Here is a 19,733-nt window from a genome sequence, read left to right as displayed (position 1 = left end):
GCGTGCCTTCTTGCCAGCCCTCGGCCCGAGGGCGCCGTGCCCAGTGTCAGGCCGCGATGGACAACGCAGCGCCGGGATGGCGCTGCAGCCGGCCGGTGTCTGCATTGCCCAAGCTGAACACCGCCACGGCCTGCACCAGCTGGGTGGCCTGGGATTCCAGCGAACCTGTGGCGGCGGCCGCCTCTTCCACCAGGGCGGCATTTTGCTGGGTGACCTGGTCCATTTGTGCGATGGCCCGGTTCACCTGCTCCAGGCCGCCCGTCTGTTCCTGGCTGGCCGCGCTGATCTCGCCCACGATGTGGGTCACGCGCTGCACGCCACTCACCACGTCGCGGATGACGGTGCCTGCTTCCTCCACCAGCCGGTTGCCCGCGTCCACCTGCTGTACCGAGTCGTCGATCAAGCCCTTGATCTCCTTGGCAGCCGCCGCACTGCGCTGGGCCAGGGTGCGGACTTCGCCAGCCACCACGGCAAAGCCGCGTCCCTGCTCACCTGCGCGGGCGGCTTCCACGGCCGCGTTCAGGGCCAGGATGTTGGTTTGGAAGGCAATGCCATCGATGACCGAGATGATGTCCACGATTTTGCGTGAGGCGGTGTGGATGCCACCCATCGTGCTCACCACATTGCCCACCACGGTGCCACCCCGCTGGGCCAGGCTGGAGGCGTCTTGTGCCAACTGATTGGCTTGCCGGGCGTTGTCCGCGTTTTGCCGCACGGTTGCGGTCATCTGCTCCATGGACGCTGCCGTCTCTTGCAGCGCACTGGCCTGCTCTTCCGTGCGGCTGGACAGGTCCAGATTGCCCCGCGCAATTTCGCTGGAGGCGAGCGCAATCGTCTCTGCCCCCTGGCGCACTTGCCCGACGGTGGAGCGCAGTTGCTCGCTCATGGCGTCCAGTGCGCGCAGCAGTTGGCCGGTTTCGTCGCGGGCGCTGGCAGCGGCACCGGCCTGCGTGCTCAGATCCCCACTGGCAACCGTCTGGGCCACCACCACGGCGCGGTGCAGGGGGCGGGTGATGCTGCGGGTGATGATGTACGCCAGGGCCGTAGCGGTGAGCAGTGCCAACGCGCCCAGGCTGATCATGAGCACGCGGCCCCGGGTGTAGCCACTTTGCACGTTCGCTGCGGCGGTATTGATGCTGGTGCGCTGCTGGTCCAGCAGGGCTTGCAGGCTGTCCAGATAAGCCACGCCTGCGGGGCGGAAATCGCTGTTGAAGCGTTTTTCTGCCTCCTCGGCCTGACCATCGGCTTTGGCTTTGTTCACCGCGTCGCGTGCCGCAATGTAGCGCTGGCGGGCTTGCGACAACGTGGCAAACAGGGCCTTTTCCTCGGGCGTCTCCAGCAGGGCCTCGATTTGCTTTTGCTGCTCTGTGGAGTTGCGCGAGGCCTCTGCGTTTTCAGGGGCGAAGAAGGTCGCCAGGGACGGATCGGAGCTCTTGGCCACTGCGGTGGTGCGGCGCACGCTGGTGTGGATGGTGCGGTACCAGTCGGAGACCAGGCGCTCCTTGGTCAGCGGCCGCTCCATCATGGCGTCGGTCTCGCTGGCAATGGCCTGCAGCTGCCAGATGCCGATGCCCAAAATGGCCGCCGTGAGGAAAATCACGGCAGAAAATGCCAGCGCCAAGCGGCTGCCGATGGAGAGGTGGTGGATGTGCATATCAAATCGAGGGTTTACCCTAGTGTTTCGACATGATTTATCGCAAACTTTAGCCAAATTGCGTCTTGGTAGCCATGTTCTGTGGTGTATGCGGCTCCGCTTGCGGTGCGTGAATGCCTTGAATTTGGCATAAAAAAAGCTGCTAGCGCTCGATATATAAGCGCTAGCAGCTATTGTTTTTATAGTGAATCTTTACTTTGCCAAGGCCTTCACCTTCAGGCGCCAGGCATGCAGCAGCGGCTCGGTGTAGCCGCTGGGCTGTTCCTTGCCTTTGAAGACCAGATCGCACGCCGCCTGGTAGGCCATGCTGGTGTCGAAGTGGCCGGCCATGGGCTGGTAGAGCGCATCGCCAGCGTTTTGCTTGTCCACCTTGGCGGCCATGCGCTCGAAGGTTTCGCGCACTTGCGCCTCGGTCACCACGCCGTGGTGCAGCCAGTTGGCCATGTGTTGGCTGCTGATGCGCAGCGTGGCGCGGTCTTCCATCAGGCCCACGTCGTTGATGTCGGGCACCTTCGAGCAGCCCACGCCCTGGTCCACCCAGCGCACCACGTAGCCCAGAATGCCCTGGGCGTTGTTGTCCAGCTCTTGCTGCTTTTCGGCCTCCGTCCAGTTCGGGGTGCCAGTGACGGGGATGGTCAGCAGGCCGGTCAGCAGGTTGTCGCGCTCGGCGTTCACGTCGGTCTTTTCCAGCTCGATCTGGATGTCGCTCACCTTGACCTGGTGATAGTGCAGCGCGTGCAACGTGGCGCCCGTGGGGCTGGGCACCCAGGCGGTGTTGGCCCCGGCCTTGGGGTGGCCAATCTTCTGTTTGAGCATCTCGGCCATCAGGTCGGGCATGGCCCACATGCCCTTGCCGATCTGCGCCTTGCCGCGCAGGCCACAGCTCAGGCCCACCAGCACGTTGTTCTTCTCGTACGACTGGATCCAGGCGCTGGTCTTCATGTCGCCCTTGCGGATCATCGGGCCGGCCAGCATGGCGGTGTGCATCTCGTCGCCGGTGCGGTCCAGGAAGCCGGTGTTGATGAAGGCCACGCGGCTTGATGCGGCGGCAATGCAGGCCTTGAGGTTGACGGAGGTGCGGCGCTCTTCGTCCATGATGCCCAGCTTGACGGTGCTGTCGGGCAGGCCCAGCAGCTTCTCGACGCGGCCGAAGAGTTCAGCGGCAAAGCCCACTTCGGCGGGGCCGTGCATCTTGGGCTTGACGATGTAGACGCTGCCCTTGCGGGAGTTGCGGATGCCGTTTTGTCCATGGCCCTGCAGGTCGTGCAGTGCAATCGCCGTGGTCACCACGGCATCCATGATGCCTTCGGGGATTTCGCGCACGGCACCCTGAGCATCGGTCCAGAGGATGGCCGGGTTCGTCATCAGGTGGCCCACATTGCGCAGGAACATCAGCGAGCGGCCATGCAGGCGCACTTCTCCGCCTTGGGGTGCCGTGTAAACACGGTCAGGGTTCAGCCCGCGTGTGAAGGTCTTGCCGCCCTTGGCAACCTGCTCGGTCAGCGTGGCCTGGATGATGCCCAGCCAGTTGCTGTAGCCCAGCACCTTGTCCTCGGCGTCCACGGCGGCCACGGAATCTTCCAGGTCCAGGATGGTGGACAGGGCCGCTTCGAGCACCAGGTCGCTTACGCCCGCGGCGTCGGTCTGGCCGATGGGCGTTGCGCGGTCGATCTGGATGTCCAGGTGCAGGCCGTTGTGCTGCAGCAGCACCGACGACGGCGTGGCGGCATCGCCCTGGTAGCCCTTGAACTGCGACGCGTCCTTGAGGCCTGTGGTGCTGCCGTTGGCCAGTGACACGACCAGATGGCCGCCTTCGACACGGTAGCCGGTGGAGTCCTTGTGCGAGCCGCTGGCCAACGGCGCGGTGTCGTCCAGCACTTGGCGTGCAAATGCAATCACCTTGGCGCCGCGCACGGGGTTGTAGCCCTTGCCCTTTTCCGCACCGCCTTCTTCGCTGATGGCATCGGTGCCATACAGCGCGTCATACAGGCTGCCCCAGCGGGCGTTGGCGGCGTTCAGCGCATAGCGTGCGTTCAGGATGGGCACCACCAGCTGCGGGCCGGCCTGGGTGGCCAGTTCGTCGTCCACGTTGGCGGTGGTCGCCTTCACCTCGACTGGCTGGGGCACCAGGTAGCCGATCTTTTCGAGAAAGCTGCGGTAAGCCACCATGTTCTGGATGGGGCCTGGATTGGCCTTGTGCCAGGTGTCCAGCTCGGTCTGCAGGCGGTCGCGCTCGGCCAGCAGGGCGATGTTGCGGGGGGCCAGGTCGGCCACGATGGCATCAAAACCCTTCCAGAAGGCGGCGGCATCGACCCCCGTGCCGGGCAGCACCTTGTCTTCGACAAAGCGGAACAGGGAGTTGGCCACTTGCAGGCCGTAGACGGTGGTGCGATCGGTCATGGTGCGTGCCTCTAGCGATGGTTGCAATGGTTGAAAGGGGGTCTTTCCCAGTTGCCAGGGGGCATGGGGAACAGCTTGTGGGCCAATGTATTGCAAATGTTTGACGATATAAAGATCATCAAAATCTCAAAACCAATGACTTTTATGCAAAAGTGAGGCCATGGACAAACTCAAAGCGTTTGAATCGTTCGTGTCGGTGGCCACACGCGGCAGCCTCACCGCAGCGGCCAAGGCCGAGGGCGTGGCCCCGGCCATCATGGGCCGCCGCCTGGATGCGCTGGAGGCCCACTTGGGCGTGAAGCTGCTGGTGCGCACCACGCGGCGCATCAGCCTCACGCACGAGGGCAGTGCCTTCCTGGAGGACTGCCAGCGCATGCTGTCGGACGTGGCGAATGCCGAGGCCAGCGTCTCTGCGGGCGGGGTGAAAGCCACGGGGCAACTGCGCATCACCGCCCCGGCGGGTTTTGGCCGCCGCCATGTAGCCCCGCTGGTGCCGCGCTTTCGTGAGTTTCACCCGGATGTGACCATCTCCCTGAACCTCAGCGACCGCGTGGTGGACATGGCGGGCGAGGGCTACGACTGCGCCGTGCGCGTGGGGGACCTGCCCGATTCGTCCTTGGTGAGCGTGCGCATTGCCGACAACCGCCGCCTGTGCGTGGCCACGCCCGCCTATTTGCAGCGCCACGGCACGCCCCGCCACCCGAGCGAGCTGGTGCAGTTTGACTGCCTCACGCTCTCCAGCGAAGCTTCGCAAGTGCGTGGCTGGGCGTTCCGCATCCCAGCGGAGGGCGGCCATGAGGTGCTGCACCTCAAGCCCGGCGGCCCGCTGGATTGCTCCGACGGCCAGGTGCTGCACGACTGGTGCCTGTCGGGCTACGGCATTGCCTGGCGCAGCACCTGGGAGGTGGAGTCCGAGATCGCAGCCGGGCGTCTGGTGGAGGTGCTGGGCGAGTTTGCTGCGCCGCCCAACGGCATTTACGTGGTGTTCCCGCAGCGCAAGCACTTGCCCTTGAGGGTGCGGCTGTGGATCGACTACCTCAAGCAGCAATACGCACGGCCCGCGTTCTGGGAGGGGCGGTGATGCCCCTTCGCGTTCCCCTCCACGCGTCCCATTTTCCCACCCAGGCCGCCCGCGCCGTGGCAGACTGAGCCCATGTCCGAGCCCACGCTCCTCGTCGCTGACGACCACCCCCTGTTCCGCGCTGCCGTGCTGCATGTGCTGCGCGAGCGCCTGCCGCAGTTCCGCACATTGGAGGCGGCCAGCGCCGCCACCCTGGGCCAGGCGCTGCAAGAGCACCCCGAGGTGGAGTTGGTGCTGCTGGACCTGAGCATGCCCGGCACGCGCGGCTTCTCGGCACTGCTGCATGTGCGCGGCGAATATCCCGAGTTGCCGGTGGTGATCATCTCGTCCAACGACCACCCGCGCGTCATCCGCCGCGCGCAGCAGTTCGGTGCGGCGGGCTTCATCCCCAAGTCGGCCCCCGCCGAGGCCATGGGCGAAGCGATTGCCGCCGTGCTCGACGGCGGCAGCTGGTTCCCGCCCATGGCGGCCGAGCGCTCCGAAGCCGACGCCGAGCTGGCCGCGCGCCTGGCGCAGCTCACTCCGCAGCAGTTCCGCGTGCTGCTGTGTTTGGCGGATGGTTTGCTCAACAAGCAGATCGCCGCCGAGCTGGGCCTGGCCGAGAACACCGTGAAGGTGCATGTCACCGCCATCCTGAAGAAGCTGGCTTGCTACAGCCGCACGCAGGCGGCGGTGCTGGTCAAGAGCCTGGAGGCAGAGGACGGCTCTGCAGGCTGATGCCACGCATTGGATGCGGTGCCGGATTGCCGATGTTTGAATGAAATAGGCCGCTAGCGCTTATCAATAAAGCGCTGGCAGCTATCAAAAGCGAAGCGAATTGCCAAGGCAGTGAATCAGGCGCAGCACGGGGCGCCGCGCCAGCGGCTCAGGGGGGTGAGCCTGGCTTCAACCTGAGCAAGGTCTGGCTCACCAGCGCCCGCAGTGCGGGCGCACGCACCGGTTTGGCCAGAAAGCCCCAGCCGCGCTCGGCGGCTTGGCGGCGCAAGGTGGCATCGCGCTCGGCGGTGACCAGGATCACGGCGGGCGCCTGGCCCCAGCGTTGGCACAGCTCGGTATAGACCTCGGGGCCGAGGTGGCTCGCGCCCAGGTGCACGTCCAGCAGCACCAACTGAGGCGCCAGGCCGGGCTGGGCTTGCTCCAGCGCTTGCAGCGCGCCCCCCGCCAGTGGCACCGCGCAGCCCCAGCGTTCCAGCAGGGCCTTCGTGGCGGCGCAGGTCGGGCCGTCGTCCTCAATCACCCAGGCGCTGCTGCCTTGCAGGGGCGCATCGTCGCCGGGCTGTTGTGTGGTTGCGGGGGCGGCGGCCTGCTGTGCCGCAGCCGGGTCGCCCAGCGGCACGCACACCCAGAACACGCTGCCACGCCCTAGCTGCGATCGCAGGCCAATCTCGTGCCCGAGCAGGCGGCCCAGGCGCTCGACGATGGCCAGGCCCAGGCCTGTGCCCCGGTCGTCGGCGCGGCCCTCGTCCAGACGGCGGAATTCCTCAAAAATCTCGCGCTGCAGTGCCTCGGGGATGCCGGGGCCTTGGTCATGCACCTCAATGCGCAGGTGTTCGCCGTCCGCCCGCTTCACCCGCCGGCAGCCCACCACGATGCGCCCGCGCCGACTGTAGCGGATGGCGTTGGAGACAAAGTTTTGCACGATGCGCCGCAGCAGGTTCTCGTCGGTGCGCACTACGGCGCGCGTGGGCACGCAGCTGAGCTTTAGCCCCTGGCTCTCGGCCAGCACGCCAAAGTTGTGGGCCAGCACCTGCAGCAGTGGGCCCAGGGCTACGTCGTGGATGTGCACGTCGAGCTGGCCCGATTCCATGCGCGAAATGTCGAGCAGGCTGCCCAGGATGGCGTCTTGCGCGGCCAACGCGCCTTCGATGCTGTCGGCGGCATGCTGCGCTGCATCCCCCTGCAGATGGCTGCGCAGCAGCGAGGTGAACATGCGTGCGGCGTTCAGTGGTTGCAGCAGGTCGTGCACGGCGGCGGCCACAAAGCGGGTTTTAGAGCGGTTGGCCTGCTCGGCCTCGCGCCGCGCGGCGTCCAGGTCGCGGGTGCGGTCGGCCACGCGCTGCTCCAGCGCATCGGCCAGCGATCGCAGTTCGCGCGCAGCGTTCTTGTAGCTGGTGATGTCGGCGTAGCTCGTCACAAACCCGCCCTCGGGCAGTGGGTTGCCCCGGATCTCCAGCACGGTGCCGTCGTCCTTGGCGCTTTCGTGCAGGTGGGGCGTGCCACTGCGCAGGTGTTCCAGCCGCCGCTCGATGGATTCCTCCACCCGGCCGGGCCCCAGCAGCCCACGGCGGGCGTTGTGGCGCAGCAGGTCGGCAATGGGGCGGCCCACCTGCATCAGGTCGGCCGGGTAGCGAAACAGCTGCACGTAGCGCGAGTTCCAGGCGACCAGGTTCAGTTCGGCATCGATGATGACCACGCCTTGCGGCAGGTGCTCCAGGCTGCGGCTCAAGCCCGTGTCCGTCTGCTGGGCGGCCTGCTGCGCGGCCTGCACGATGCCGTCCTGCGCGGTGCGCAGCTCTTGCGCATGCTGTTGCAGCACAGTTTCCAGCTCTTGGCGGCTGCGCTGGCGCAGGCGGGCCAGGCGTTGGCGCTGGCGCACAAACAGCACCAGCAGCGACAAGGCCAGCCAGCCGCCCCCGCCAGCCGCAGCGGCCCAGCGGCTGTCGACCAGGCTGCTGTGGGTTTCATGCACCAGGTGCAATTGCCAGGGGGTGCCGGGCAGCGGCTGGGTTTGCCACAGCGCGCGGCCGGGCAGGGGGGGCAGATCGGCAGAGAGCAGGCGCACCAGCCGGCCGCCGTTGTCCAGACGGTCGTCCACCCGCAACTCCAGCGGCCGCAGGGGTTGGTCGGAGTACTGCCGCGTGGCCGTCAGCTCGCGGCGCTCTTCGTCGTCCAGGGGCTCCAGCAGGCGGTAGCGCCAGGCGTCCTGGCTGGCCAGAAAGACGACCCCGTGCGCGTCCGACGCGAGCACGATGTCGGGCGTTTGCAGCCACTCGCGCTCCAGCTCCTGCAGGGCAATCTTGATGGCCACCAGCCCCAGGATGTGGCCGGTTTTGTCGCGGATGGCCTGCGACAGGAAGTAGCCCGCCTCGCCGGTGGTCACGCCAATGCCGTAGAAGCTGCCGCGCCCCTGGGCCAGCGCCTGCTGCACGTAGGGGCGAAAGCTGTAGTCCACGCCCACGTTGCTGGTGGCGGTGCGCCAGTTGCTGGCGGCCACGGCCAGGCCCTCGCGGTTGAGCAGGGTCAGGGTGGACGACTGGCTGGCGCCGTTGGCCTGCTCCAGCTTGAGGTTGAGCTGCTCGACCTCGGCCGGGCGCAGGGGGCGTTGCAGGGCGTTTTGCAACTGCGCGTCCAGCGCCAGCACCTCCGGCAGGGTGCGGTAGCGGTCGATGCGCTGGGCCAATGTCTGGCCATACAGGCCCAGCTGGCGCTGCACGCTGTCGCTTTCGTCGTGCAGCGACCGGTGCCACGCCCATTGCCCGGCCATCAACATGCTGCCCACCGTGCCGGCGAGCAGGATCAGCAGCGTCCAGAGTTGGCGAAGGCGGGGCGTAGACATGTCTGAGGGGGGCGTGGTGGAGAGGGGGCTGTGCAGTCTGGGGCGGGTGAGAGTGTGCCGCACCCTCTTGGGGACTAGGTAATTACCCTATATGAGCACGCATGCTCTCCTATGGGGCAGCTTGGGACTAATACCAATAGGTTATCGGCTGAAACAAATTGCAGCGGTACAAACGGCACCCTTAACGCGCACCTGTCGCACCCCGGTGGTGCGCCCCGCGATTTTTGGAGACCCGCCCCATGCACAACCATTCCGCTCCAGCCGCTTCGACCTTGAAGCTGCCCTTCTATCGGCAACTGTACTTCCAGGTGGTGTTGGCCATCGTCCTGGGCGTGCTGTTGGGCCACTTCGAGCCCTCTTATGGCGAGGCGCTCAAGCCGCTGGGTGATGCCTTCATCAAGCTGGTGAAGATGATCATCGCCCCGGTGATCTTCCTGACCATTGTGACCGGCATCGCAGGCATGTCCCAGCTCTCCACCGTGGGGCGCGTCTTCGGCAAGGCCATGGCGTACTTCCTGTTCTTCTCCACGCTGGCCCTGGTGGTGGGCCTGGTGGTGGCCAATGTGGTGCAGCCTGGCGCGGGCATGAACATCAACCCCGCTGACCTGGACCAGACGGCCGTCAAGGGCTATGTGGCCAAGTCGCACGAGATGACGCTCACCGGCTTTGCGCTGGACATCATCCCCAAGACCCTGGTCAGCCCCTTCGTGGGCGACAACATCCTGCAGGTGTTGTTGGTGGCCGTGCTGTTCGGCGTTGGCCTGGCCATGGTGGGTGAGCCTGGCCGCCCGGTGTTGAACTTCCTGGAAGCCCTCACGACCCCCGTGTTCAAGGTGGTGGGCATTGTCATGAAGGCAGCACCTCTGGGCGCCTTCGGGGCCATGGCGTTCACCATTGGCAAGTTTGGCCTGGGCTCGCTGGTCAACCTGGCGTGGCTGGTGGGCTCGTTCTACATCACCTCGCTGCTGTTCGTGCTGGTGATCCTGGGCTTTGTCTGCCGCCTGTGTGGCTTCTCGGTGCTCAAGCTGTGCCGCTACCTCAAGGCCGAGCTGATGCTGGTGCTGGGCACCTCGTCGTCCGAATCCGCCCTGCCATCACTGATGGAAAAGATGGAAAAGGCCGGCTGCAGCAAGTCGGTGGTGGGCCTTGTGGTGCCCACGGGTTACTCCTTCAACCTGGACGGCACCAACATCTACATGACGCTGGCTGCGCTGTTCATCGCCCAGGCCACCAACACCGAACTGACGCTGGGCCACCAGGTGGCGCTGCTGCTGGTGGCGATGCTCAGCTCCAAGGGCGCGGCCGGCGTGACCGGCGCGGGCTTCATCACCCTGGCCGCCACCTTGGCCGTGGTGCCCGAAGTGCCTGTGGCCGGCATGGCGCTGATCCTGGGCGTGGACCGCTTCATGAGCGAATGCCGCTCGCTGACCAACTTCATCGGCAACGCCGTGGCCACCGTGGTTGTCTCGCGCTGGGAAAACGCGCTGGACCACGAACGCCTGGACGCCGCACTCAACGGCCACGCACTGCCTGCCCCCGTCGTAGCGGCCGCCGCACCGGTGGTGACTGCCGACGTGCCTGTGGGGGCTGTGGCACGCACGGTGGCTTGATCCGCCTCCCCTGGGGTTCGACCAACGCGGCGCAGGCTTCAGGGCCTGCGCCGCGTTTTTTCTGGGGCCGTGTGGGATTTGCCTCAAGCACAATGGCGTTCTCACCGGGGCATACCAAGGAAACTCCATGACTCTCGAAGCCGTTTTGGCCGCATTGCACTTGCTGGCCATCCTCACGCTGGTGGTTTTTTTGACCAGCGAAGCCGCACTTTGCCGCTCGGAATGGATGAGCCCCGCCGTGGTCAAGCGCCTGGCGCGGCTGGACCTGATCTACGGCATCACGGCCGTGGTGCTTTTGGCAACGGGTCTGGCGCGCCTGTATCTGGGGGTGAAAGGGCTGTCCTGGTATGTGTCACAGCCGCTGTTCCACATCAAGATCACCTTGTTCGTGCTGATGGGATTGATCTCCATCAAGCCCACGCTGACCTTTCGCCGCTGGCTCAAAGTGCTGAACAGCACGGGTGCATTGCCCGGCGAGGCCGAAGTGCGCAGCACCCGCCGCTGGGTCATGGTGCAGTCCCACATCCTGCCCGTGGTTGCGGTGATTGCCGTGTTCTGGGCGCGTGGGTGGTAACGGGCACTGAGCGCGGTACATAGCCCCAATGAAAAAGCCCGCCAGACGTGAGTCTGGCGGGCTTTTCCGTTTGGGGTGGGCGGATAGTGGGAACCGCCCAGTCCCTCACTTCTTGAGGCACTCGCTCATGAATGCCTTGCGTTCGTCGCCCTTGAGTGTCTTGGCCTTGGCGTCTGCATTGCAGGTCTTCATCTTGTCTTGCTGCGTCGCAGGCTTGTTGCTCAGGCAAGTCTTCATGAACGCCTTGCGTTCATCGCCCTTCTTGTCCGCCGCTTCTGTGTTGCAGGTGGCCATTTTGGATTGTTGCTTGGTGTGCGCTGCCGCTGGTGCAGAGGCAGGCGCCGCAGGGGCGGCTGCCACGGGCGCTGCTGCTGCCGGTGCGGCGGCGGGGGCTGGAGCGGTCTTGGCTGCAGGTGCTGCGGCCCCAGCGGCGGCGGGTGCATCGGCAGCATGGGCTGCGCTGATCGAAAGGGCCAGGCTCAGGGCGGTCAGAGAGAGAAGCTTTTTCATAGGGGCTCCAGAATGTTTTAGGAACATCGATAACCAATCCGGTATGGATGGTAGGGTTTCAACGCGCCAGATTCTGGCGGCGCTGACAGTTCCGCATCATGGGGCCTGTTTCTTACGATCTGTTGCGCTTCACGCCAATCGGTGACTTATCGATCATGGCCCGGCTCACTTTGAGGCAGTGGCGGGTGTTGATCGGTGCTTTCGGGCCGCTGTGGCCCCTGGTCTGTGGCGTGCTTGGTCACTGCGTTTACAGCGCCACAGGTGGCGCCCCGTAAAATCCTCCGATGCTCTCTGTCAAAAACGAACTTCTGGCCACATTGGCTACCGCGCTGGACGCCATTTCGCCCGGCGCAGGCGCCAAGGCGGCCTTTGAATCCCCTAAGGTTGCTGCCCATGGCGACTTTGCCTGCACTGCAGCCATGCAATTGGCCAAGCCCCTGAAGCTCAACCCCCGTGCGCTGGGCGAGCAACTCAAGGCCGCGCTGGAGGCTACGCCCGCTTTTGCCCGCTGGGTGGCGGGCATTGAAATCGCCGGGCCAGGCTTTCTGAACATCCGCCTGCAGCCTGCCGCCAAGCAAGAAATCGTGCGCGAGGTGTTGGCCGCTGGCGAGCGTTTTGGTTATCAGCCTGACAACGGTCAGCGTGTGCTGGTTGAGTTTGTGTCGGCCAACCCCACGGGCCCGCTGCACGTGGGCCATGGCCGCCAAGCTGCGCTGGGCGATGCCATCTGCAACCTGTTCAGCACCCAGGGCTGGAACGTGCACCGCGAGTTCTATTACAACGACGCGGGCGTGCAGATCGACACCCTGACCAAGAGCACGCAACTGCGCGCCAAGGGCTTCAAGCCCGGCGACGACTGCTGGCCCACCGACAGCGAAAACCCGCTGGCCAAGAACTTCTACAACGGTGACTACATCGCCGACATTGCAGAGGCCTTCAAGGCCAAAGCCACCGTCAAGGCCGATGACCGCGAATTCACCGCCAATGGCGATGTCGAGGACTACGACAACATCCGCCAGTTTGCAGTGGCCTACCTGCGCAATGAGCAGGACAAGGATTTGCAGGCGTTCAATCTGCACTTTGATGAGTACTACCTTGAATCCAGCCTGTACACCAGCGGCCGCGTCGAGGCCACGGTGAACAAGCTCGTGGCCAACGGCAAGACCTACGAGCAAGACGGCGCGTTGTGGCTCAAGAGCACCGACTATGGCGACGACAAAGACCGCGTCATGCGCAAGCAGGACGGCACCTTCACCTACTTCGTGCCTGATGTGGCGTACCACATCGCCAAATGGGAGCGCGGCTTCACCAAGGTCGTCAATATCCAGGGCACTGACCACCACGGCACCATCGCGCGGGTGCGCGCTGGCCTGCAGGCGGCCGATGTGGGCATTCCACAAGGCTACCCAGACTACGTGCTGCACACCATGGTGCGCGTGGTGCGCGGTGGCGAAGAGGTCAAGATCAGCAAGCGCGCGGGCAGCTACGTCACACTGCGCGATTTGATCGAGTGGACGAGCAAGGACGCCGTGCGCTTCTTCCTTTTGAGCCGCAAGCCCGATACCGAGTACACCTTTGATGTGGACCTGGCTGTGGCCCAGAACAACGACAACCCCGTGTACTACGTGCAGTACGCGCATGCCCGTATCCAATCGGTGCTGCGGGCTGCCTTGGCACATGCGCGTGGTGACCGTCCGGATGTGTCGGGTGGACAGCTTGAAAAGTTATCTACGGCAGATGCTCTGAATGACGTTGGTGGGCAGGTCAGCGAAGCGTCACTATCCAATGTGTGCGATTTGCTGGATATCGGCGTTGCCGATCTTTCTCCACTCGAAGGCCCGCAGGCCCAGGCCCTGATGCTGCAGCTGGCCAAGTACCCCGAGATGCTCACGGCCGCAGCCGACGGCGAGGCCCCGCACGACGTCACTTTCTATCTGCGCGACTTGGCATCGGCCTACCACAGCTACTACGATGCCGAGCGCATTTTGGTGGACGACGAAGCGATCAAGAAAGCCCGCCTGGCGCTGGTTGCCGCGACGGCGCAGGTGTTGCACAACGGCCTGGCCGTGCTGGGTGTGTCGGCTCCGGCCAGAATGTAAGCAGGAACTACCATGAAGAAAAAGCAGTTGGGCGGAACCATCCTGGGTTTCATTCTGGGCGTTATCGTGGGGCTGGGTTCTGCCCTGGCCGTGGCTGTGTATGTGACCAAGGTGCCCGTGCCGTTCTTGAACAAAGGCAGTGCACGCGGGGTGGACCAAGACGCCGCCGAGGCCCAAAAGAACAAGGACTGGGACCCCAACTCGCCGTTGCGCAGCAAGTCTGCGGCCAAGGCCGCTGCGCAGGCGGCGGCTGCCGCATCGGCCCCCGCCGCCAGTGGCCCGGTGACGCCAGCCCAGACTGCTGCCGCCACGCCAGACCCCAAGGCGACGGCCGCATCGGCCCCTAAAGCGGCTGCCAGCAAGCCGGAAAAAACCGACACTGCCAAACCCGCCGCCACCAGTGCCGACCCGCTGGGCGACCTGGCCAAAGCCAAGGCCGCAGAATCCGGTGGGGCCGACCCCTACGATTATTTTGTGCAGGCCGGGGCCTTCCGCACCCAGGCCGATGCCGACGCCCAGCGCGCCAAACTGGCCATGATGGGCTGGGAAGCCCGGGTGAGCGAGCGCGAGCAAAATGGCCGCCCGGTCTTCCGCGTGCGGGTGGGCCCGTTCGCCAAACGGGATGACGCTGCCGCCCTGAAGGACAAACTGGACGACACCGGCGTGGAGTCCGCGCTGGTGCGCGTGCAGCGCTGACGTTTTTGCGCCCGGCCGTTGCTGAACTTTTTCCAGGTACGCAGCTCACATCCCCAAGACCAGATCAAGGAGTGTTCTTTTCATGAAACGTCGCGAGTTTTCCCTGTCCGCCGCTACAGCGGTTGCTGCCTCTGCCGTCACGCTGCCCATGGCCACCCCCGCTGTGGCGCAAGTGCGCCAGTTCAAGGAGGGCAAGGACTTCCAAAAGCTCTCCAAGCCCGTCGCGACCGAAGCGGCTGCCGGCAAGATCGAAGTCATCGAGTTCTTCTGGTACAGCTGCCCCCACTGCAACGCCTTTGAGCCCGTGCTGGATGCCTGGATCAAGGCGGCATCCAAAGACCTGGTCATTCGCCGCGTGCCCGTGGCGTTCAACGCCAGCTTTTTGTCGCAGCAAAAGCTGTACTACGCCCTGGAAGGCATGGGCAAGCTCGACGCTGTGCACGCCAAGGTGTTCCGCGCCATCCACGTGGAAAAGCTCAAGCTGACCAAGGACGAAGATATTTTTGCCTGGGTGGGCAACCAGGGGGTGGACGTCGCCAAGTTCAAGGAAATCTACAACTCCTTCAACGTGGCCAACCAGGCCCGCCGTGCGGCCCAGTTGCAAGCCGACTATGGCGTCGAAGGCGTGCCCTCCATGGGCGTGGCAGGTCGTTATTACACCGATGGCACCATGGCTGGCAGCATGCAAACCGTGCTGCAAGTGGTGGACTATCTGGTGAGCTCGGTCCGCAAGGGCTGATGCGCCTGCGGCATACGCCGTGCCACCTCGCTACCAAAAGCCCGCGCAAGCGGGCTTTTTTTGTTCTGGGGTGCAATGCATGGCTACAATGATTGCAAGATTCGTGCCCTCATGAAACATCGCATTACCCCCCTCCTTGTGCTTGCAGCCTTGACCTGCGCCTTTGGCGTGGCGCAAGCTGAAAAGGCCGACCGCAGCAAGCCCATGAACATCGAGGCCGATGCGCTGCGCCACGATGAAGTCAAGCAAACCAGCGTGTTCTCTGGCCGCGTGGTCATGACCAAAGGCTCCATCGTGCTGCGCGGTGCGCGGCTGGATGTGCGTCAGGATGCCGAGGGCTACCAGTCCGGCATCGTCACGGCCGAAGCGGGCAAACGCGCGTTCTTCCGCCAAAAGCGTGACACTCTGCCGGGCGCGCCCGAAGAGTTCATCGAAGGCGAAGGCGAAGTCATCGAGTACGACGGCCGTACCGACAACGTGCGCTTCATCACCCGTGCCGAGCTGCGGCGCTACCGTGGCGGGGCCTTGAGTGACGAGATCACCGGCGCGGTTGTCGTCTACAACAACCTGACCGATGTCTTCACGGTCGATGGCCAAAAGAAGGCCCTGCCCGCCAGTGGCTCTGAAGGCCAGGCCAGCAGCGGTGGTCGCGTGCGGGCCGTGCTGGCCCCCAAAGACCCCAAGACGCCTGCTTCGGCACCGGGCTCCAGCGCGACCAGCCCGGCCCCTGCGGCCTCGGCGCCCGTGCTGCGGCCCAGCACCTCTTTGGGCGGTGCCACCCAGTGAGCGATCGTTCCGTGCAAGCCTCGGCAGCGGGGCCGTCTTCCAGTCGCCTTGAGGTCGCCCACCTGGCCAAGTCATACGGCAGCCGCAAGGTGGTCAAGGACGTGTCCCTGGTGGTGCAAAAAGGCGAGGTCGTCGGTTTGCTGGGCCCCAATGGGGCGGGCAAGACCACCTCGTTTTACATGATCGTGGGGCTGGTGCGCAGCGATGCGGGGGATATCCGCATCGACGGCCAATCGGTGGCGCACATGCCCATCCACAGCCGTTCGCGGCTGGGCCTGTCGTATTTGCCGCAAGAAGCCTCCATCTTCCGCAAGCTGACGGTGGAAGAGAACGTGCGCGCGGTGCTGGAATTGCAGCGCGATGAACACAACGCCCCCCTGTCGCGGGCGGCGATTGAAGAGCAACTCACCTCGCTGCTGCAAGAGCTGCGGGTGGACCACCTGCGCGCTTCGCCCGCGCTGGCTTTGTCGGGTGGCGAGCGTCGCCGCGTCGAAATCGCTCGCGCCCTGGCCACGCAGCCCCGCTTCATCCTGCTGGACGAGCCCTTTGCGGGCATTGACCCCATCGCGGTGATCGAGATCCAGCGCATCATCGGTTTCCTGAAGGCGCGCGGCATTGGTGTGCTCATCACCGACCACAACGTGCGCGAAACGCTCGGCATTTGCGACCACGCCTTCATCATCAGCGATGGCCGTGTGCTGGCGCAGGGCACGCCGGCTGAGATCGTGGACAACGCCGAGGTGCGCCGTGTGTACCTGGGCGAACACTTCCGCATGTGATGGCTTGGCGCGGTGTGGCTATGCGGTGTGTGACGGATCGTGCGGTGTTGCGGGGAGCTGAGGCATGAAGCCCGGCCTGTCCCTGCGGGTCTCGCAGCACTTGGCCCTCACGCCGCAGTTGCAGCAGTCCATCCGGCTGCTGCAGTTGTCGACCCTGGAGTTGGGGCAAGAGGTTGAGCAGATGCTCGATGAAAACCCCTTCCTGGAGCGCAACGCCGATGAAGCCGTGCGCGAAGAGTTTGGCTTGGAGCACGCCGACACCCCCGTGCAGGCGGATGAGTACAGCGCAGACGATGCTATCTATTCAGGAGCTACCAGCGCTTCATCCACAAGCGCTGAGGCCACTTCTGATGCGCAAAGTGACGCCTCGGGCGATGCCGACTACACCAGCAGCACTGCCTCTGACGAGCCCGATTGGGGCGGGGACGGCACGGTGGAGATGGCGCCCAATGAAAGCGAGTGGGGTGGCGATGCCCCCCCGCGCACCCGCAACGACATGGAGGGCGACGAGGCCGACGCCACGGAGCTGGCACGCTCGCAAGAGTCCCTCACCGCCTTTTTGCACCGCCAGGCCCTGGCGCTGCGCTTGTCCGAGGTGGACCGCGCTGCCCTGCGCTTCCTCATCGAATCGCTGAACGACGATGGCTACCTGGAAGAGCCGCTGCAAGAGCTGGCCGTTAGCCTCGCGGGCCCGGATGACCTGGAGCAAATTGACGAGCTGGTGCACCGCTTTACGGTGGCCCAGCGCCTGCTGCAAACCCTGGAGCCTGTGGGCGTGGGCGCCCGCAACCTCGCCGAATGCCTGACCCTGCAACTCAGCGCCCTGGCGGCCGACCCTGACAGCGAGGCCCCTGCGGCCGTGGTGCAGACCGCCTTGCTGATCTGCCAGCAGCCGCTGGAGATGCTGGCCCGCCGCGACGTGCGCCGCCTCACCCAGGCCTGCACCGAAGGCGGCGCTGCGGGTGAAGAACGCACCCGCGCCGCCATGGCCCTGATTGCCCGGCTGGAGCCGCGCCCCGGGCGCCGCTTTGCCGACGTGGAGCGCAACATCATCATCCCCGATGTGATCGTGCGCAAAGCCGGGCGCGCCAATGGCAACAGCGGGCAGCAGAACTTCATCGTGGCGCTGAACCCCGACGTGATGCCGCGCCTGCGCGTGCACGATATCTACGCCGGTGCCCTGCGCGGCCACAAGGGCGGCGAGGGCCACCAGGGCATGCAGCAGCGCCTGCAAGAGGCGCGTTGGTTCATCAAGAACATCCAGCAGCGCTTTGACACCATCTTGCGTGTCTCGCGCGCCATCGTGGAGCGGCAAAAGAGCTTCTTCACCCACGGCGAGCTGGCCATGCGCCCGCTGGTGCTGCGCGACATTGCCGACGAGCTGGGCCTGCACGAGTCCACCATCAGCCGCGTGACCACGGCCAAATACATGGCCACGCCCATCGGCACCTACGAGCTGAAGTACTTCTTCGGCTCCGGCCTGGGCACCGAAACCGGGGGCAACGCCTCCAGCACGGCGGTGCGCGCCCTCATCAAGCAGTTTGTGGCCGCTGAAAGCCCCACCAAGCCCTTGTCAGACAGCCAACTGGCTGAAATGCTCAAGGAGCAGGGCATTGAATGCGCCCGCCGCACGGTGGCCAAGTACCGCGAATCGCTCAAGATTGCACCAGCCAATTTGCGCAAGTCGCTCTGAGAGCCTGCCACCGGCAGGTTCCAGAGCCCTCGGGCTTGAGCCCGGGTCTACTTGGCGGCAGGGGCTCGCCGCAAAGACCGCAGCATCTCCAGCGCCAGTGCCGTGGGCTCTTCCGCCTGGCCGTTGGCCAGTACCGTGAAGGTCACTTGCAGTTCATTCATGCCCAGGGCGCCTTGGGTCAGGTGCTTGAAGCCGCCTGCATCCGGGGCCCGGTCCGTGGCCGAGAAGTAATACCCCACCTTGCCCGAGGCCCCGAGGTCTTTGAGCGGCAGCTCGGCCTCCACGGCTTTGGGCTTGGCCCGCGTGGCTGCGCCTTGCACCTGTGCCCGCAGCTCGCTGGGGGTGGCGGGCTGTGCGCCATTCACAGGCCAGATGGGGGTGACCACCATTTGCAGTGCGCTCGCGTCGGGGCCGCTGATGGCCACCGAGGGCGGCAGCTCGGCCCGGGGGCGGCGGACTTGGGCGTGCCATTGGGCGGGGAGGTCGATGACCAGATCGTCGTGGCCGGGCAAGGCCACCCGCAGTTCTTCGGCATGGACGGGCAGGGCGCAGGCCAGGGCCAGCAGGGTGATGAGTCGGCGGAGCATGGGGCGAAACAGGGTGGGAGTCAGAGGTACAGCACTGTAACCACCTGCGTGGCTAAGAGCGGCTGACCAAACTTCCCTGGCGTCGTTGTCCCGCCTTGTCGTACTCCTTGTACTGCCTGCGGCGGAACGCCTAGCCAGGGCCGCTTCGCTGAGTTTTGTGAGCCGTTCTAAAGCACCCGGCACCGCAGAACCCAGGCCCATCCGGCATTCGCCGGGCCACCTTGGCAGGGCCATTGCGCGGGGCAGCCGCTAAAATCGCCGCTGTGGCATAGGGCGGGTAGCAGGTGCAGGTGCCGGGGCCGCCTTGCCAAAGCGCGTTGCCACCCGCCAGAGCCCCGCCTGGATGTGGCGAAGCCCCATTGAACCTGCCGAACTTGCCACTGGGCCTGCCACCGCCGGGCCACTCGTTGCCCCCCGGCCGGGCATACCCCAAGGGCGCTGCCCACCAGCCACCACCATTCACTCCCTTCGCGCGATGTCCCGCATTGTTTTCGACCTTCCCGAGCAGCTTGGCTTTGCCACCGAGATGCAGATCTACATCAGCCACGTGAACCAGGGCGGGCACCTGGACAACGCGCAGCTGCTGAGCCTGGTGTCTGAGGCGCGCGTGCGCTTTTTTAAGTCGCTGGGCTATCCGGAGGCCGATGTCGGTGGCCTCTCCACCGTGGTGGGCGACATCGTGGCGCAGTACCAGTCTGAGGGTTTTCATGGCGAAACCATGCGGGTGGAGATGGCGCCGACCGACTTCAACCGCTATGGGTTCGACCTGCTGTTTCGCATGACCGAAAAAAACAGCGGCCGGGCTGTGGCCCGTGGCAAAGTGGGCATCGTGTTTGTCCACCGCAGTGACCGCAAGGTAGCGCCCATCCCCGACTTCATTCGCCAACTGCTGCTGGCGCGTGCGCCAAGCGCTGCGGGGGCTTCCACACCGCTTTAAACGCCAGGGCGTGCCCTGACCGCGTATCCTGA

16 protein-coding genes are annotated in these 19,733 nt (G+C 65.2%); 11 read left to right on the top strand and 5 right to left on the bottom strand.

The genetic code is table 11. The features are described from left to right. Positions 1-46: 46 nt before the first annotated feature. On the bottom strand, positions 47-1,654 hold the full coding sequence (locus CLU88_RS12985; protein ID WP_099656954.1) for a methyl-accepting chemotaxis protein: 1,608 nt from the start codon (positions 1,652-1,654) through the stop codon (positions 47-49). Positions 1,655-1,846: 192 nt separating this feature from the next. After that, on the bottom strand, positions 1,847-4,054 hold the full coding sequence (locus CLU88_RS12980; RefSeq protein ID WP_099656953.1) for a malate synthase G: 2,208 nt from the start codon (positions 4,052-4,054) through the stop codon (positions 1,847-1,849). A 160-nt stretch (positions 4,055-4,214) separates the two neighbouring features. Between CLU88_RS12980 and CLU88_RS12975 the strand changes: the two genes are divergently transcribed. Both CLU88_RS12975 and CLU88_RS12970 read left to right on the top strand, forming a co-directional pair. Next, complete coding sequence (locus CLU88_RS12975; protein WP_099656952.1) at positions 4,215-5,135, top strand: LysR family transcriptional regulator; 921 nt, start codon at positions 4,215-4,217, stop codon at positions 5,133-5,135. Positions 5,136-5,207: 72 nt separating this feature from the next. After that, positions 5,208-5,852 carry a response regulator transcription factor gene (locus tag CLU88_RS12970; RefSeq protein ID WP_099656951.1) on the top strand — a complete coding sequence of 215 codons (645 nt, stop codon included), beginning with the start codon at positions 5,208-5,210 and terminating at the stop codon, positions 5,850-5,852. Positions 5,853-6,000: 148 nt separating this feature from the next. On the opposite strand, the gene CLU88_RS12965 is transcribed toward CLU88_RS12970, so the two are convergent. After that, complete coding sequence (locus CLU88_RS12965) at positions 6,001-8,691, bottom strand: PAS-domain containing protein (RefSeq protein ID WP_099656950.1); 2,691 nt, start codon at positions 8,689-8,691, stop codon at positions 6,001-6,003. Between the two features lie 239 nt (positions 8,692-8,930). On the opposite strand from CLU88_RS12965, the gene CLU88_RS12960 reads away from it, so the two are divergent. Together CLU88_RS12960 and CLU88_RS12955 are read left to right on the top strand one after the other, a co-directional pair. Then, positions 8,931-10,301, top strand: coding sequence for a dicarboxylate/amino acid:cation symporter (locus CLU88_RS12960; protein ID WP_099656949.1), 1,371 nt, complete (start codon positions 8,931-8,933; stop codon positions 10,299-10,301). Between the two features lie 127 nt (positions 10,302-10,428). After that, positions 10,429-10,875 carry a DUF2214 family protein gene (locus tag CLU88_RS12955; RefSeq protein ID WP_099656948.1) on the top strand — a complete coding sequence of 149 codons (447 nt, stop codon included), beginning with the start codon at positions 10,429-10,431 and terminating at the stop codon, positions 10,873-10,875. 105 nt (positions 10,876-10,980) lie between these two features. Here the strand turns inward: CLU88_RS12955 and CLU88_RS22815 are convergent, their stop codons facing one another. Continuing rightward, positions 10,981-11,385: a PsiF family protein gene (locus CLU88_RS22815; RefSeq protein ID WP_143226000.1), complete on the bottom strand. Its 405-nt coding sequence runs from the start codon at positions 11,383-11,385 to the stop codon at positions 10,981-10,983. A 284-nt stretch (positions 11,386-11,669) separates the two neighbouring features. On the opposite strand from CLU88_RS22815, the gene argS reads away from it, so the two are divergent. The 6 genes from argS to CLU88_RS12915 all read left to right on the top strand — a co-directional run bounded on the left by argS (position 11,670) and on the right by CLU88_RS12915 (position 18,177). After that, positions 11,670-13,484, top strand: coding sequence for an arginine--tRNA ligase (argS, locus tag CLU88_RS12940; protein ID WP_099656947.1), 1,815 nt, complete (start codon positions 11,670-11,672; stop codon positions 13,482-13,484). Positions 13,485-13,496: 12 nt separating this feature from the next. Then, entirely contained in the window at positions 13,497-14,180 is a 684-nt protein-coding gene (locus tag CLU88_RS12935; protein WP_099656946.1) for an SPOR domain-containing protein, read from the top strand. Between the two features lie 82 nt (positions 14,181-14,262). Continuing rightward, positions 14,263-14,919, top strand: a complete 657-nt coding sequence (locus CLU88_RS12930; protein WP_099656945.1) for a thiol:disulfide interchange protein DsbA/DsbL — start codon at positions 14,263-14,265, stop codon at positions 14,917-14,919. A 111-nt stretch (positions 14,920-15,030) separates the two neighbouring features. Further along, entirely contained in the window at positions 15,031-15,705 is a 675-nt protein-coding gene (gene lptA / locus CLU88_RS12925) for a lipopolysaccharide transport periplasmic protein LptA (RefSeq protein WP_099658846.1), read from the top strand. Continuing rightward, on the top strand, positions 15,702-16,484 hold the full coding sequence (gene lptB, locus CLU88_RS12920; RefSeq protein WP_099656944.1) for an LPS export ABC transporter ATP-binding protein: 783 nt from the start codon (positions 15,702-15,704) through the stop codon (positions 16,482-16,484). Before lptA ends, lptB begins: the two co-directional genes overlap by 4 nt. A 64-nt stretch (positions 16,485-16,548) precedes the next feature. After that, the gene (locus tag CLU88_RS12915) at positions 16,549-18,177 is read left to right on the top strand and encodes an RNA polymerase factor sigma-54 (RefSeq protein WP_099656943.1); all 1,629 of its coding nucleotides are present in this window, start codon (positions 16,549-16,551) and stop codon (positions 18,175-18,177) included. 47 nt (positions 18,178-18,224) lie between these two features. Here the strand turns inward: CLU88_RS12915 and CLU88_RS12910 are convergent, their stop codons facing one another. Beyond that, positions 18,225-18,764 (bottom strand): hypothetical protein, encoded by a 540-nt coding sequence (locus CLU88_RS12910; protein WP_099656942.1) that lies wholly within the window; start codon positions 18,762-18,764, stop codon positions 18,225-18,227. A gap of 475 nt (positions 18,765-19,239) precedes the next feature. Here CLU88_RS12910 and CLU88_RS12905 point away from each other — a divergent pair, with 475 nt between their 5' ends. After that, positions 19,240-19,701, top strand: a complete 462-nt coding sequence (locus CLU88_RS12905) for a thioesterase family protein (protein ID WP_099656941.1) — start codon at positions 19,240-19,242, stop codon at positions 19,699-19,701. Positions 19,702-19,733: the final 32 nt, after the last annotated feature.

It is taken from the genome of Acidovorax sp. 56 (assembly GCF_002749705.1).
Taxonomy (GTDB): domain Bacteria; phylum Pseudomonadota; class Gammaproteobacteria; order Burkholderiales; family Burkholderiaceae_C; genus Acidovorax.
Note: the sequence above shows the minus strand (reverse complement) of the source record. Positions and strands in the feature narration are given on the sequence as shown.